The organism is Paenibacillus sp. FSL R7-0272, assembly GCF_037969905.1.
Taxonomy (GTDB): domain Bacteria; phylum Bacillota; class Bacilli; order Paenibacillales; family Paenibacillaceae; genus Paenibacillus; species Paenibacillus polysaccharolyticus.
The window spans coordinates 5,376,526-5,393,015 of sequence record NZ_CP150221.1 but is presented as its reverse complement, the minus strand read 5'-3'; the positions used below and the strand labels follow the sequence as shown (position 1 = coordinate 5,393,015).

Genomic DNA, 16,490 nt, shown 5'->3' with positions numbered 1-16,490 from the left:
TATAGCTGTATCAACGTATCTTCGTACCAAGAGCACCGCATGACGGGTGCTCTTTTTGTTGTCCAGTCTGCCAGCATGTCCATTGTCTATTTTTTGTATAGGTTCCCCTGTTATTCTATTCCTCGGCGTCTGCCAACATTATGAGCGAGGAGGATATGCGGAACATGAAGAGACAAGTGGGCATCATGATGATTGCACTTTTGCTGGTTACGCAATTGCTACAAGGGATGGTGTTAACATCAACTGTGCATGCTCAGGATGACACGAACCTGATCTCGGCGGGTACAATGAATAATTTAGAACCACCTTCACCAGAAGAGGATGACATGGTTCCTGAGGAACAGGACAATACGGATACTGCTACGGATGATGAATCAGTCCAGGGAGATGTGGATCAAACGGCATCTGTAGAGGAAGCGAACCATACAAACGTAAGCCTTATGGCTACCGCTGCTGCAGCTCCCGAGATTCAGGAGAATCTGATTACGAGTGTGCAGATGTACAACCAGAAGCCGGATTATGACGGCAACGGTCAGATCGAAGTCAAGGGAGACAAGATTGAGGATATTCGCCCACGGATATCGGATGAAGTTGCGGTTGTTTTTAAATGGGGATTTGGGGATGATACCCATTCTTACGGGGATGGATCGACCTTCACATTCCACCTGCCTGACAAGTTTATGATAGGCTCACAGCTGAGGGGCAGTTTGGACGGGGGCGTCGGAGAATACGTCGTGAACCCGGACGGCACCATTGTATTTACCTTTAATGAAATGCTCGAACATGCCAAGCTGGAAGGAAACTTCTATGTGTGGATCAAATTTGACGAGAGCAAGATGCAAGATGGACTGAAACAGAAGATTGATTTTAGTGGTGCAGGTCAAGGCATTATTGATGTGAATTTTGCAAACACCGCGAAGGATGAACTTCAGAAGACAGGGAAAGCAAACAAAAATAATTTCAATTCGGATGAGATTGAATGGACCGTAGATTTTAATCAGGCCGAAAAGATCATGAACAATGTGGTTTTGGAGGATACATTACCGCTGGGGCTGTCACTTCAAGGGGATATTGAGATCCGCGAGCTGGAGGTCCAGTTAAATGGTTCCGTGAAGGAAGGTCCTGTTGTTAATACAGCAACCCAGTTCCCTGTAAACCTGGGCAATATCGACAAAGCATATCGTGTCACATACAAGACGAACATTCAGGCACCGACTAGTGCTCCCTATACAGGTGTAACTTATTCCAATGAAGTGACGCTGACAGCAGATCAGAGCGAGTATAATGAATCCGATCTTGGACGTGTTACGGTTAGTTTCAATGAACCGCTGAACAAGTCGGGACAAGAAAGTGCATACGATCCAGTTACTCAGACGATTACATGGAAGGTTCAGTACAACTATAATCAGCAAACCATTGCACAGGCAAGTGCATGGCTTGAAGACCGTTTCGATACGGCAAAACAGAGGCTGATTGCAAGTTCACTTCGCGTATATGAAGTACAGATTCAATCGGATGGTCGCCCTGGTACAAGAACAGAGGTTGATCCTGCAAACTACACGGTGACTGGTGTCGGCACCGGTTTTAATGAAGGTTTTAAGCTGCAGTTCAACAACGATATTGATAAAGCCTATGAGATTGAATATGACACCCAGGCCATACAGCGGATATACGAAAATGAGACTGTAGTTAATACAGTAAACACACAGGATGGCACGACCAAGGAAGGTCAAAAAAATATTGAGGAAGTTATTTTTGCGAAGAGTGTAAAAAATGAAAATTTCAATGCCAAGGAAATCGAGTGGCAGATTGTGCTGAACCGGGATCAGAAGGAGATGACGGACATCGTCATCACAGATGATTATACAGGCAGACATATGAAGCTTATTCCGGGCAGTCTGCAGATCAGTGGCGATCAGCAGGATCAGTTCGAGGCAGAACCTGTAGCAGACCCGGCGGATGTGAATTATGAAAAAGGGTTTACGATTCGCCTGAAACCTGGCGGTATGATTAATAAAGAACATCTGATCACTTATAAAACAAGCTTTGATCCAACGGCTGGAATGCCAACAAACAATGAATATCGCAACACGGCAACGCTAAACTGGAATGAATCAGGCATTCCGCAGACCGCTATAACAAAGTTTGCTGTGGTCAGACCCCAGAATTACACAATTGAGAATGGTAACAAGAGGGGCGAATACAGCGCCAGGGACAAAGCGATTACCTGGACCATTGATGTGAATTACAATCTGTTCGATCTTCAGGAGGCCATTCTCAAGGATGCCTATATCGGGAATCAATCCTTTGTGGATGGATCATTGAAAGTGAATGAGCTTGAATTGAGGGGTGCCAACAATGTTACATCAGTTGGTGATGAGGTCACGTTGACATCGGGTCAATTCCAGCTTAACCCGGATGGCAAAGGTTTTACGCTGAATCTGGGTGACATCGGCAAAAAAGCTTATCGCGTGGTGTATCAAACGAGTCTGGACGGAGCGTATGCAGTGGAGGGTTCGTACAGCAATCATGCTGTTCTGACGGATGCTGAAGGCGGGCCTGTACGTTTTGACAAGAAGGCTGTAGTTACTCCAGCCCATGGCGGAGTATATGTGAACAAAACAGGCCGTCAGGTGGGGACATCAGATCTGGCCTCATGGGTTGTAAACATTAATCCAAGTCAGTCATTCATTGCCGCGGGTTCTGAATTAACGGACACGTTATCCGGCAACCAGATTTTGCTTGCCGATTCAATGAAGCTGTATGAAATTCAACTGCCTGCAAACAATTCAGGCGATGTTTCGGTGAAGGATCGGCTGGTTGATCCATCGGAATATGAATTGGCAGTGGACGGTAACACATTTACTTTCACATTTAAGCATGACTTAAACACGGCATATCTTCTGGAATATCAGTCCTACATCAATGCTGATGATGGCGAGAGAATTCAAAATCAGGTTGATTTTGCAGGACAGTCCTCTTCCGTTGCGGGAGAAGGCAGCCAGGCTGGTATCAAGGTATCGATGGCTGGTGCAGGCGGAGGGGCATCCACCGGAGTGGGGAAAATCAAAGTGCATAAGGTGGATGACACCGGACAACCGCTGGAAGGAGCCATCTTCGCGATCTATAATGCATCTGGAACAATTCTTTTGGAAACATTGAAACCGACAGATGCGAACGGAATGGCCGAAAGCAGTCGGAATTATCGACTGCATCTCACGAGTGGTGTACCCTACCGCCTCAAGGAGGTTGCAGCACCCGCTGGATATCTAACAGACGCTGAGTATGGTTCTATTTCAGGCAAAACGATACAGTTCAAGGATGCGGATGCAGCCTTCGAGATTGTAAACGAAAAGATTCGTCAGGGCTTTGAACTGACCAAGGTAGATGCAGCAAATCCAGCCAAGACGCTGGAGGGGGCCGTTTTTGAGTTATATCACATTCAGGGCTCAACGCGTGAGAAGCTTAATGAACTCACGTCAGGAGTGAACGGCAGAATCACCAAGGGAGATTTGGAAGCAGGGGCGTATGAATTAATTGAAATTCAGGCGCCGAAATTTTATACAGTGGATAGTACACCTATTCCGTTCACGATTACTGCGAACCAGACACAAATTGTGACACTTACAAAAACGAACCACATCGGTACGGGAGGTAAACTGACCGTAACGAAAGTAAATGCCAAGGATCAAGCTCCATTGAGCGGAATTGAGTTCGAACTGCGTGATTCCTCCAACACGATTGTGGATACCGGGGTTACGAATCAACAGGGTATCATTGAATTTGGCAATCTGACTTATGATGTGTATACACTGGTGGAAACCAAAGCTGAAGGTTTCGTGATAGAAACCCCGGAGACTTCGGTATCCATTACCAAGCCAGACACTCAAGTGACGATCGAAAACAAGGAAAATGACCGTTCGGTAAAGCTGGTGAAATATAATGCAAGCCGAACGCAGCATCTGCAAGGTGCGGTCTTTGAATTACGTGCCCAATCAGCACTTATGGGGCCGGATGGAGAATGGCTGTTTAATGTGGTTACAGGCATCAACCCGACATTATTGACAACCGATCTCCACGGTGAGATTAAATTACAGCAGCTTGAACCCAATATGTATCAGTTAGTTGAAGTGAAGGCCCCTTCTGGTTATCAATTGGATCAGACGCCAGTTGTATTTGAAATTACCAATCGACAAACCGAGGCCGTTGTTGTAGAAAAGACAAACCGGGCTATTCCGGTATCAGGCGGGCCGAGTGAGCCGTATAATCCGGGTACGCCTAACATTGGTAACACTCCAGAACCAACGAAACCAAATACACCTGATGGGAAAACACCGGAAATATCCGTGCCTGGTACGATTGTAACGAAGCCTTCGGAACCCGCAGAAGGAAGCGTGGGTGGAAGCAAGCCGGATGATGATTCCGAGACATCGCCTCCAGCGCCTGAAACGGTCGATGGAAATGAGACGCAGCCTCAGGTGACAGAAGGCAATGATACGGGCGAAGATGGTGATCTTACACGTCCTACGGGTACAGATTCTGATCGTGAGGTTTCATCAGGGAACAGCAGCCATACGTCAGCTCAAGGCATGCTGCCCAAGACAGGTGAAGAGAGCTCCATCGTTTACACGGTCTCGGGATTAATGCTGATGGTTATGGGAAGTGCAGGGTACTTGTACTTCCGGCGCAGAGAGCAGTTCCAACGCTAAAGTGAGATGCTGGACACCCTGATCTGGACAAATACGAATAACGTATAATCAAACACCCTCCGGCCTATGCCACGAAGAATTGATCTTCGTGAGCAGGCGGGAGGGTGTTTTGACGTTTTTTTCTTGGTTAAGGCTGTATCACGGTGTAGCAGTCCATTTAAGTGTTTACTTTCACAGCGCGTATAATGAGCCGATGTGTTGCATCGATCAGCGGATCACAGGTGATCAACGTTAGAACTTCTCCAAGGCCCGGGTCTTCCAGAACAGATACATCGGAAGGCTCTACAACGGAAATCTGATCGATTTTGTAGTGTATGGTTGTTTGATTGGCAAGTATGATCTCTACAGAGTCGCCCATTTGAAGCTCACCCAGCCGGTTGAATAATCGACCTTTTCGATGAGCACGATGAGCAGCAATCGCCGCATTACCAGATTGTCCGATTGAAGCTGTCTCCATCAGATGGGCTGCAGCAAACTTCATATTTTCCTGAGTCGCACCTTCCAGAATAGGCAAGCGCACATCAATAACCGGAATAGAGATAATTCCAAGTGTTCCGGGTGCAAGGGAATTATTGGCGGCAATGTCCCCGGTAGTTCCCTCTTGGTCTGAATGACCGGTATCTATACTGCGTTCAAAGGTAAGATTCAGTTGAGACAGGCCGGACTGAAGATGTTTCAGTTCACTCAGGATTCGGCTCTGCTGCCAGTCATAATACATTCCTTGCAGCGTTGGAAAGCTGATCGTCAACAGGCCTAATAGCACAAGCAGGACAGACCACTTTTTCAAAGTACATCTCTCCTTCGGTTGAGAGTATAATAGGTGTTCCCTTATCTATTGTACGGATCAACCTATACAAAATATGGACAGAAAAATCCCCTGTTCCAAACAGATTGCTCTGTAGAACAAGGGATTAGGATTAGTCTTTTACTCCTTAATACCTGAAGATTCAGCAGGTGTGAAGTCGCATTCCTGTAGAGGGACAACTTTGGTCTTTTTAATCCATTTGTAACCGAGCCATAGTATCAGGAATAACGGTACACTCAGGTAAGCAACAAGGACTCCACTCCAGTCGACCTGGTCACCTGTGAATGCCTGATAGTTCTGTCCAAGAATAACGATAATACACAGTACAAAGGCAAAGATTGGACCAAACGGGAACCACCGCGCACGGTAAGGCAGATCTCTCAGATCCCGACCTTGTGCGACATAGGCTCTTCGGAAGCGGTAATGGCTGATTGCAATACCTAGCCACGTAATGAATCCACACATGCCGGATGCATTCAGCAACCAAGTATAGACGATACCGTCACCGAAGAGGGAAGCCAAAAATGCAAGCATGCCAACAGCGGTTGTGACAAGCAGCGCGTTCATCGGAATGCCTCGTTTATTCAGCTTGCCAAGGAAACGTGGAGCTTTGCCATCCCGGGCAAGTGCATAGAGCACACGGCTTGAAGCATACATGCCGGAATTGCCGGCAGAGAGCACGGAAGTCAGGATGACGGCATTCATGACAGAAGCCGCAATCGCAAGTCCTGCTTTTTCGAAGACAAGCGTAAACGGACTAACCCCGATGTTCTCCAGATCACCTTTGAGCAGATTCGGGTGAGTGTAAGGAATAATCAAACTGATTACAGTAATCGCCAAAATGTAAAAGATCAGAATGCGCCAGAAGACCTGGCGAATGGCACGAGGTACGTTTTCGCGTGGATTCTCACTTTCACCTGCGGCGACACCGATCAATTCCGTTCCCTGGAAGGAGAAACCTGCGGCCATAAACACGCCGAGCACAGCGAAGAAGCCCCCGTGGAATGGTGCATCACCGATTGTAAAGTTGCTGAAGCCAACAGCTTCACCGCCTAGAATACCAAAGATCATCAATACGCCGACACTCAGGAAGATAATAACTGTGGCCACTTTGATAATGGCAAACCAATACTCCGATTCCCCGTATCCTTTGACGGACAGGATATTCAAGGCAAAGATCAGTACCAGGAATAGCAGACTCCACAACATGGATGAGCTGTCCGGGAACCAATATTTAATCAGAACGGTAGCCGCAGCGAGTTCGGCGGCAATCGTTACCGCCCAGTTGTACCAGAAGTTCCAGCCCATGGCGAAGCCGAGTGCGGGGTCAACGAAACGTGCCGCATACGTATTAAAAGAACCGGAGTCCGGCATAAAGGTTGCGAGTTCTCCCAAGCTGGTCATGAGGAAATAAACCATGATTCCAACAGCCGCGTAGGCAAGTAATGCACCGCCAGGGCCGGCAGTTGAGATGGCTGTACCACTTGCCAGAAAGAGTCCGGTACCAATGGAGCCGCCCAGGGCAATCATGGTCATGTGACGTGCACGCAATCCTTTTTTCAGTGTAGGTCCAGTTGTTGTTGTGTGTGATTGGTTGCTGCGGTCTTGCATGAAAACACTCCTTCAATTGTATTGCTGATGCAGATCATAGATCCATAAACAAAAAAAGACCACAGGCATGAGCCTGCGGTCTTGATATTTATATCCGCACCATGTCCCAGATGATTAAGATAGCTCAACACAGAAGAAGTCATACCTTTTTTAGAAAAAGATACGAATACTTCTGTGACAGTTCTGCACCTTTCGGCTGCAGCCCCAGCTCACCGGACCGATAAAGGAACGTCCAGTAAACTTCGGCGGGCACACCTTTCGGCTGATCTCAACAGCGGCTCCTAGCGCCTTCTTCAGCTTACTGATCGCACCCGCGACCTCTACCTCACCATGCAATGGATGAGGTGTATCTATTGTTTATGAAATTAGAAATCACGCTTTGAGCAGCGTGTAACCTGTTAATCAAACAGACAACAAGTATACCGCTCATCGATTTACAGTGCAATAACAAATGTTGGATTGTTCCCTGGAAGGTTCCTAAAGGACAAAACTAAAAGATAAATCTAATCCTGCTTTTTATTTCGTCCTGCCATCTGCTGCCACACCGTTCCAGCTGCCTGTTCACCAGACTCGATACGTTCTAGCGCCATTTTGGCCTGCAAGCTCACTTCAAATTCGGGATCTTCCGCGGCGAGACGTAAAGCCTGCTCCGCTTCTTCGGTTCCGACTTCATACAGAAAACGAGCCGCACGCCAGCGCACAAGTTTGCTCTTGTCCGTCAACGTTTCAATCATGGCCGGTGTGGCAACAGGGTCGCCGATGTCTGATAAAGTATCCCCGGCAGTACGCCGTACAGCGGGAGAACTGTCCCGAAGCGCTTCATACAGAAGTTCCATCGCTTCAGGTGTACGAATATCCCCCAGATAGACAACGGCCAAGCGACGAATTTGCATTTTGCTGTCACGCAGTGCCTTTGCTACCAGATGCAGTCTTTCCTCTGTTGGTTCCATACCATCCAGTGCGGCATAGCGTACATTCCAGTCTTCATTCTGAAGAGCTTCTTCCAGTTCCGGTCCAGCCAGAGCACGCCGATGCTCAACGAATTCTTCTGTATTTGTACCATGCGCAATAGCTTGCTGAATAACCTGCTCCAATCGCTCCGGTGGATAAGCCGCTTCCAGTTCTTGTTCAACTTCACGCGCAATATCCGGTAGTTCACCGTACCGTACCCCGTAATCGCTCAGTTTACGTTCTTTGATCAGTGTAGCGCTGGCAACTTCCGTAACGGCTTTGACAAAACGGTCTGACAGTGAGATCCGTTCCTCTTTCGTTCCGGCTTTGACGCGAATTTGCATCGGCACTCCGCGGAAAAACTGAACAAAAACTTGTGCTTCTCCAAAGTGTTCACCTGAAGCATCTTCTGATTCAATCCAGTCCAGATTTACGCTTTCCTGACCCAGACGGCTCTGTACTTCACCAAGAATCACAGACCAGTCTGCATTGCCTTTACGATCCAGAGCAACGAAGTCGGTCGTGTGGAATACACTTTTCACGCCTGGAATGTGTAACATCTGGCGAATAAACGCCGGGGCTGAACGTTCGTTGTCCAGTGTATAGGTTCTGCGAATCCCGTCTTCCAGACGTTCGTCGAGATGTAACATCATCGTATTTGGACTCGGTGTTGGTTCAATGGAAACTATATTCATGGGTGAAACCTCCTATAATAGCAGATTGATACATAAGCTCCCGTAAAATAAATCACACAGTACCTTTATTTTAACGGACACCTCTATTTTACATGAAATCAGGAAAACTGCGAAATTACATGCCGAGGAGAAGCATTAGCGCAGGTATGTGAAGAAGTGCGAAGATTGTTAACACTTCTTTCATGTTCGTGCACAAACATTTTTAAATGAAACCTGACACAATATAGGTAAGAAGCTATTGGAGGTTATATCTATGGAGCCTGTTACTGTGCTAACGGATGGAGAGCGTTGTATTAACTTTGAGAAAATCAAACCTTTGTTTGAGGATTGGATTGCTTCTGCGCCATCAGATTCAGTAAAGGGAACAGGAAGAGGGGATTGGGAGAATTCCCGTTTTTGCATTGTGGATTATAGGAACGCTGATCAGGCCATAGCCGCGGCGAAAGCCATCCGTGCTTTTGTACCAGATGTTCCTCTACTGGTCATTACCGATTTTACATCCTTGGTCCGTAAGCGTCATCTGCAACAGATTACAGGTATTGGTGTTATGAAGTTGATGCTCTGGAATGAACAAGACCCCGATCAATTGGTTAGCGGCATCGAGAAGTGGCTGCAAACTTTCGGGTACGAAACACCAATAACCATGCCTTCCGCTTTACACATCAGGTAAAACGAAAGAAGCATGGTGCTTGCAACTGTTTTTATACAGCTTTGTTATGTTTATGTTTTGTGATGGCTGTACCTACGACCAACTAGACCATATATTTATAGCCTGTACCCCATACCGTTTTAATAAAACGGGGATTTTTGGGGTCGGGCTCTATTTTTTTGCGAAGACTAGAGATATGTACGTCGATGGTTCGATCCAGATAGGCGCGTTCTGAGCCTTTGATGCGGTCCATCAGTTCATTTCGGGTAAATACTTTGCCCGGATTGCGATACAATTCCTTCATAATCTCAAATTCGATATGGGTTACATCGATTTCAACACTATCTACAAATAGCGTTCTCCTGTATTCATTTACACTAATGTGACCTGTCACTTCAGATGGCTGATTCTCTTTAACGGGTTTATCCTGATAAGTGATAATCGACCTGCGTAACAATGCTTTAATTCTGGCGTCCAACTCTTTCAGACTAAACGGCTTGCAGAGGAAATCGTCAGCACCGTTATGTAAGGCTCGAAGTCGATCATTTAACATCGTACTCGCAGATATCATCAGGACAGGAACGGTGGAATGTTGCCGAAAAGAATCAACAAGTTCGTTACCGTCAATTTCGGGCAACATCAAATCTGTCACCACAATATCAGGTTGAAACTGGGAAAATAAATGAAGTGCTTCACGGGGATGATGAACCCGCTCGGTTATGTATCCTTCCTCATCAAGAAAAAAAGCGATCATGTCCGCTAAATTCTTTTCATCTTCTATAAGAAGTACTTTGATTGACATAGCTTCACACTCCTTACGAACGAGGATTTGTTAAGAAATTACGATGAAATGATGAAAAATACCGCAAAAAATTTAATGGTTCTATTCCAGAATATAGGAAGTAGCACCAACTTGCAAAAAGACTTTACCTTGATAGTGTAGTTTATCATGAGATTACTTTTTTTGCCGAATCATAATTTTTGCCATACGTATTATGAATGTTAATTAAAGTATAATGGATCAGAGTGCTTAAAGGGAAAAAAGGTTCGAAGTTATCGCCAGCTATTAGGGGGAACAGATGTTGTTAGAGAGAACAAAGAGGGCAGAAGTACCTCGAATCCACGGTGAGGACAGATGTATATGTATGGGATAACGGAAGCAAGGAACCTGTTGGAACGGATTCTACTGCACCTGAGAAGACCTTGGATTGGAACATGTCTTCTGGTATTCTTTGGCACACTAAGTTCCATTTTTCCGTTTACATTGTTCTATGGTGTTCAATTTGTACTCATTAGTGCCACAGCATTGGTTGCCCTTCGTTTGTATGGAGGGATATACGGTTTTGTATCACTTACGTTAGTCTATCTATCTAAAAGCCTAATCATTGGGCTGGATTCGCATAACCTTTATGTCATGGCTGGACATTTTATAGAGCTGACCTGGATGCTGGGGTGGCAGAGGTATTATAAAAAAGGCAGTCTGATCAAAGCTAACGCTGTGTTCTGGGTTGCGATGTTGCTTCCTGTACTTGGTTACGGATATTACGTATTAGGTCTGAGTGTTGAAGTGACTAAATATGAATATATGTACATGGCTGTCGTGAGCATGGTAAACGCCCTGATTGCAGGCATTGTGGTTGATTTTTGGATCACTTTGGGTGAACATCAGGCAAAACGTGCAGGCACGATCCCCCTAGCGAGAATTGCATTTAAATATGTGGTTGCTTTTGTTGTGTTTGTCTCTCTTGTCCTGTTGTCAGTGGATAGTCGCAGACAATTGAGCCAGATGAACGAATCCATCTTACGGGATATGAAGCATGCAGCGAATGCTGTGGTTCAGGATTTAGATGAACAGTATGTAACACCGGATAACCTTGCTGAAAATGTAGAGCGTTACCACCATTTGCTGGGTATGAATGTGATTTTGCTAGATCAGCGTGGAACTGTTGTTGTTTCTGGAATCCCTGAATATCTTCCGGGAGAATTCATAAACCTGGATAGTTTTCAGGTGCTGACATCCAGGAGCGGCCCAATTCTTTTAAATTCAGAGAAAGCTCATTACAGCGATATATTGGATCATTGGAGGCAAGCTTCTTTTATCTATGAGGCTGAGGAAACGGCTATTACCCCTTATCAGGTGTTTGTTGAAACCAATTCGTCCCAGTATTACACGCAAATTGAGAAGATCTATCTGACTACTTTTCAATCTTTATTCGTTATTATCGTTACATCCATGATTGTGGCAGCTCCTTTGAGTAGCAAAGTGGTTAGTCCCTTACTTCGTTTGACCCGGTTAACAGGTTCTCTTCCTCGTCTACTTTTTCGAAACGGAAATATGGATTGGCCGAGCAGTCATGTGACCGAAGTGCAGATCCTCATTGGAAACTTACGCAAGATGGCGGATGTGTTACTCGAACAATTCGAACAGATTCGACTCGATAAGTTAACACTGGAGGACAGGGTCATTGCTCGTACGAAGGAACTGAAGAACAGCGAAGGCATTAAACGTGCCATTATTGAATCTTCAATTGATGCCATTATCTCGGTTGATTGTCAAGGGGTGATCATTGAGTTTAACCCTGAGGCCGAAAGGATGTTTGGATTGGGGCGGGAAGAGGTTTTGTTGCAGAAGGAAGCCTCATCTCTTTTCCAGGGGATTAGTTTACAGGAAATTAAGTTGATGTTAGAGCAATATGAGTATGTCGAAGGCAAACGGTATATCACGGTTGATGAAATATTAGGTGTTCGCAATGACGGCTCCGTTTTTCCGATTGAGTATCGAATTGTAGAGATTCAATTGGGGAAAAACGAGACGTTATACAATCTGTTCATCAAAGATATTACAGAACGTACTCGTGCAGAAGAAGACCGGGTGCGTCATGCCCTTGTATTGGAGCACCTTAACCTGGAGTTGTTCCAAGAGAAGGCAGCAATTCAGGAACAGCGCGATATCAGTGAACAATTCATTGAATCGGTTCGCGAAGGACTTGTCATGTCTGACCGTTCAGGCACGATTACAATTGTGAATCGCCGAATAGAAGAGATGTTTGGACTAGGTAATTTTCTAGGAGAATCCATCACTGACTTGGCTCAAGCCATCGATTCGATGGTACAGACGGATAACTTCAATCTGACAGAACAGACAAGAGCATTTCTGGATGGAGAACAAGCATTCATCGAGACCAATTTCTATTTTGATAACGTGGAACAAAGCGTTTTTTCGTTGTACATGAAACAGATGGACGTGCCAGGGAAAAATCATGGATTCCTGCTCGTATTTCGTGACTTAACGGGTGAAGAGCGGCTGAACCGGATGAAAAACGAGTTGATTAGCGTTGTTTCTCATGAACTTCGTACACCTGTGGCTACCATCATGGGATATGTTGAACTGATGTTAATGTATGACCTCCCGGCATCCCAACGTAAGGAGTTTATGGAGACTATTGCGTCTGAAGGCAAACGTCTGAGCAGCTTGCTGGATGATGTGCTTGATATCCAACGACTCGATAATGAAGGGATGACTTATCATATGACCTACGTTCCTCTCGTGGACCTTGTTGAAGGTGTAGCAGAACAATGGAACATGAAGTCTTCTCAGCGGATCTATGTGCATGTCTTTAATGGTGATCTCTTTGCTTATGCGGATCAGAACCGGATGGTTCAAGTATTGCATAATCTGATAGGCAATGCGGTAAAGTACTCTCCAGGAGCAGAGCGAATCGACGTCACATTATGGGAAGAAGAGGGGGCTCTGTGCATCGATGTAAGGGATTATGGCATAGGGATTGCCGAGAGTGAGAAGGATCTACTGTTTAACAAATTCTATCGTGTAGATAATTCGGATCATCGTCAGATTGGTGGCACGGGCCTCGGTCTGTATATTTCCCGCAAAATTGTGGAGGATCATCAAGGAAGTCTGACCTTCATGTCGGCGCCAGGGAAAGGCAGTACGTTCAAAGTCAGGTTGCCCAAACAGGACGTTGTTCTCTAGTTCTTAACATATCGTTATTATAATATCTTGAGCTTTTATCTTTTGGCACGTGACCGTGCGGAAAGGTAAAGGCTTTTTTTATCGTTCTAACTTTGTTTTTCGTCATCTGGGATAAAAAAACGGGAACTTTTGCACACTGTATATAGAGCCATAATTTGCATTCTGTGCAAAAGGAGGGCACCACGTATATGTTTCGCAAACAAGAGAAAACGCTCATCATCGTTTGTTTGGTGGCGGCTGTAGTTGTACTGTACGCCGTAGTCAAAAGCATCATTCGTATTATGAGTTATTAAAAATCCGTTCAGGCATGTACATAACCCATAACGATTCAACGAAACAATCAAACAACGATAACGATTACGCTGAAAGAGGAGTGTACCCATGTCATCTCTGGACCCTGTACTGCTCAGCCGGATTCTAACCGGTCTGACCCTGTTTGTGCATATTATCTTTGCTTCCATTGGTGTAGGTGTTCCGCTCATGATTGCTTTGGCTGAATGGCGGGGGCTACGTACCAATGACATTCATTACACCTTGCTGGCTCGTCGATGGGCGAGAGGTTTTGTCATTACGGTGGCCGTAGGTGTAGTCACAGGCACATCCATCGGCTTACAGCTGAGCTTGCTGTGGCCCATGTTTATGCGTGTCGCTGGTCAAGCGATTGCGTTGCCGCTTTTTATGGAGACATTTGCTTTTTTCGTAGAAGCGATTTTTCTCGGGATTTACTTGTACACCTGGGATCGTTTCAAAAAGAAATACACGCACATGTTGTTGCTCATTCCGGTCGCTCTTGGCTCATCCGCTTCCGCGATATTTATCACAACCGTGAACTCGTTCATGAACCAGCCACAAGGTTTCACCTTGATTAACGGCATCATGAAAGATATCGATCCCATTGCCGCGATGCTTAACCCGGCGACACCAACGAAAGTATCCCACGTGCTTGCTTCCTCCTATACCTTGAGTGCCGGTGTATTGGCAGGGATTGCGGCATTCAGTCTGCTGCGAGGACGAGATCATGTGTATTACAAAAAAGCGCTCAAGCTCACAACCGTTTCTGCGCTTGTATTTGCAATCAGCACCGTCATGATCGGTGATTCTTCAGGTAAATTTCTAGCGAAATATCAGCCGGAGAAGCTGGCTGCCGCCGAGTGGCATTTCAAAACGATGAAGGAAGCACCGCTGGTGTATGGCGGTATTCTCGATGAAAACAACGAGGTCAAATATGCCATCGAAATTCCTTATGCGCTGAGCATTTTGGCTGGTAACCGACCGGATACAGAAGTGAAGGGACTGGAGGAATATCCCGCCGATCTCAGGCCGCCGTTGTCCATTCATTATATGTTTGACCTGAAAGTAACAACAGGAGTCATTATCCTGCTGATCCCCGTGTTGTACGTGTTACGCCGCTGGCTGCCCGGACGCAAACCTTATCCGAAATGGCTACTGCTTGGCATCGTGCTTCTCGGGCCACTGGCGATGATTGCGATTGAGCTTGGCTGGATGTTTGCCGAGGTGGGCAGACAGCCCTGGATTTTGCGCGGATATATGAAGGTGTCCGAGGCGGCGACGACCTCGACTTCGGTGGGGTGGATGCTCGTGCTGTTTATTCTGCTGTATCTGGTGCTGTGTTTCTCATGCATCCGCGTCATCAGCAAGCTGTTCCGCAACAAAGAGGCGGAGAAAGAACTGGATTCGTTCGGCCTGGAAGGAGGCATCGTGCATTGAGCTTTGAAATTGCGGGCATCGCGATATTATGGACGTTTCTGTTCGGTTATCTGATCGTGGCGTCGATTGACTTCGGCGCGGGTTTCTTCAGTTTTTACAGCATATTGACCGGACATGAAAACAAAATTCATAACATTATTCAGCGTTATCTCTCACCGGTGTGGGAAGTGACAAATGTGTTTCTCATCTTCTTTGTCGTGGGGCTGGTCGGCTTCTATCCCGACAGTGCGTTCTATTACGGTACAGCCCTGCTTGTTCCGGGTTCGCTGGCGATTGTGCTACTGGCGATCCGGGGGGTGTATTACGCCTACAATACTTATGGTAACCACGGGAAAAATAGCAGAATCTATCTGGCATTGTACGGAGCAACGGGATTGCTAATCCCGGCAGTGTTCTCCACCATTTTGGCGATATCCGAAGGCGGGATTATCGAACAGGTGGGCGAAAAGGTGTTCTTTCGCTGGCGTGAATTTTTGACAAATCCCTATACATGGTCTGTTGTATTGCTCGCTTTGGTGAGTGTACTGTACATTTCGGCGATGTTCCTGTCCTATTACGCGAAGCGGGCCGGGGATGAACCGGCCTTTGGTGTACTTCGGGAGTATGCGCTGCTGTGGAGCTTGCCCACGATTTTTGCGAGTTTTCTGGCTTTTCTACAAATTAACAAACAAAATCCGGCCCACTTTGAACGTATGGTGGACATGTCCTGGATGTTTATCGCATCCTTTATCTGTTTTGTTATCGCGGTGTCGCTTGTGTGGAAGGAGAAATACCTGGGCTGGTGTTTTATCGCGGTGATGCTCCAGTTTGCCTTTGCTTGGTACGGATATGGTCGCTCACATCTGCCCTATATTCTGTACCCGTACATCAATATTTACGATAGCTTCACGAACCGAACGATGGGGATTGCACTGATCACAGCATTCAGTCTCGGGCTCCTGGTGCTCATCCCATCTCTGGTGCTGATTATGAAGCTGTTCCTGTTTGATGCCAATTATGTACGCGGTAACGCCGGGAAAAAGAAAGGATGACTTCGCCATGTTTGCGACGACGATTTCGAATATTCTCTATATGCTGTCTGCTCTGCTACCCCGGCAACTTTCGGTGCTGAGATCTGCATGGCCCGCAGGTATTTATCCGGGATTGCACTTGCATCCGCTTTTGGAAGAAGGGGTGAAAGGCATACCGGGCATCACGGGGCTTAGCTTTTTTGAGACGTTTACGATCATGTATGCTCCGCCTCTGATTATGGTGACCGCGATTGTCTTTCTGTTTATCTATATGGCGGTATGCAAAAATCCAAAGGACTGATTACATTGACACTGTACTTATGTCAGGTGGTACGTCCACT

At 46.2% G+C, this 16,490-nt stretch carries 10 protein-coding genes and 1 riboswitch; of the genes, 6 read left to right on the top strand and 4 right to left on the bottom strand.

Annotated elements, in window-relative coordinates:
• Positions 1-164: 164 nt before the first annotated feature.
• Positions 165-4,709, top strand: a complete 4,545-nt coding sequence (locus MKY23_RS23880) for a collagen binding domain-containing protein (RefSeq protein WP_339832677.1) — start codon at positions 165-167, stop codon at positions 4,707-4,709.
• A gap of 157 nt (positions 4,710-4,866) precedes the next feature.
• On the opposite strand, the gene MKY23_RS23875 is transcribed toward MKY23_RS23880, so the two are convergent.
• The 3 genes from MKY23_RS23875 to MKY23_RS23865 form a co-directional block, all read right to left on the bottom strand.
• Entirely contained in the window at positions 4,867-5,496 is a 630-nt protein-coding gene (locus MKY23_RS23875; RefSeq protein WP_339832675.1) for a class D sortase, read from the bottom strand.
• Between the two features lie 138 nt (positions 5,497-5,634).
• A complete protein-coding gene (locus tag MKY23_RS23870; RefSeq protein WP_339832672.1) occupies positions 5,635-7,125 on the bottom strand; it encodes an amino acid permease in 1,491 nt (496 codons plus the stop codon).
• A 112-nt stretch (positions 7,126-7,237) separates the two neighbouring features.
• Positions 7,238-7,456: riboswitch (Lysine riboswitch) on the bottom strand.
• Between the two features lie 172 nt (positions 7,457-7,628).
• The gene (locus tag MKY23_RS23865) at positions 7,629-8,771 is read right to left on the bottom strand and encodes a virulence factor (RefSeq protein ID WP_339832670.1); all 1,143 of its coding nucleotides are present in this window, start codon (positions 8,769-8,771) and stop codon (positions 7,629-7,631) included.
• A 253-nt stretch (positions 8,772-9,024) separates the two neighbouring features.
• Here MKY23_RS23865 and MKY23_RS23860 point away from each other — a divergent pair, with 253 nt between their 5' ends.
• Positions 9,025-9,441 carry a hypothetical protein gene (locus MKY23_RS23860; RefSeq protein WP_154960162.1) on the top strand — a complete coding sequence of 139 codons (417 nt, stop codon included), beginning with the start codon at positions 9,025-9,027 and terminating at the stop codon, positions 9,439-9,441.
• A gap of 82 nt (positions 9,442-9,523) precedes the next feature.
• On the opposite strand, the gene MKY23_RS23855 is transcribed toward MKY23_RS23860, so the two are convergent.
• A complete protein-coding gene (locus tag MKY23_RS23855; protein WP_090924466.1) occupies positions 9,524-10,222 on the bottom strand; it encodes a response regulator transcription factor in 699 nt (232 codons plus the stop codon).
• A 339-nt stretch (positions 10,223-10,561) separates the two neighbouring features.
• Here MKY23_RS23855 and MKY23_RS23850 point away from each other — a divergent pair, with 339 nt between their 5' ends.
• The 4 genes from MKY23_RS23850 (at position 10,562) to MKY23_RS23835 (ending at position 16,450) form a co-directional block, all read left to right on the top strand.
• Positions 10,562-13,411 (top strand): ATP-binding protein, encoded by a 2,850-nt coding sequence (locus tag MKY23_RS23850; RefSeq protein WP_339832666.1) that lies wholly within the window; start codon positions 10,562-10,564, stop codon positions 13,409-13,411.
• A 381-nt stretch (positions 13,412-13,792) separates the two neighbouring features.
• Positions 13,793-15,139 (top strand): cytochrome ubiquinol oxidase subunit I, encoded by a 1,347-nt coding sequence (locus tag MKY23_RS23845; protein ID WP_339832664.1) that lies wholly within the window; start codon positions 13,793-13,795, stop codon positions 15,137-15,139.
• Positions 15,136-16,170 (top strand): cytochrome d ubiquinol oxidase subunit II, encoded by a 1,035-nt coding sequence (locus MKY23_RS23840; protein ID WP_090924469.1) that lies wholly within the window; start codon positions 15,136-15,138, stop codon positions 16,168-16,170. The genes MKY23_RS23845 and MKY23_RS23840 overlap by 4 nt, the downstream gene beginning before the upstream one ends.
• 7 nt (positions 16,171-16,177) lie before the next feature.
• A complete protein-coding gene (locus MKY23_RS23835) occupies positions 16,178-16,450 on the top strand; it encodes a hypothetical protein (RefSeq protein ID WP_154960158.1) in 273 nt (90 codons plus the stop codon).
• The last annotated feature ends 40 nt before the right edge of the window (positions 16,451-16,490 follow it).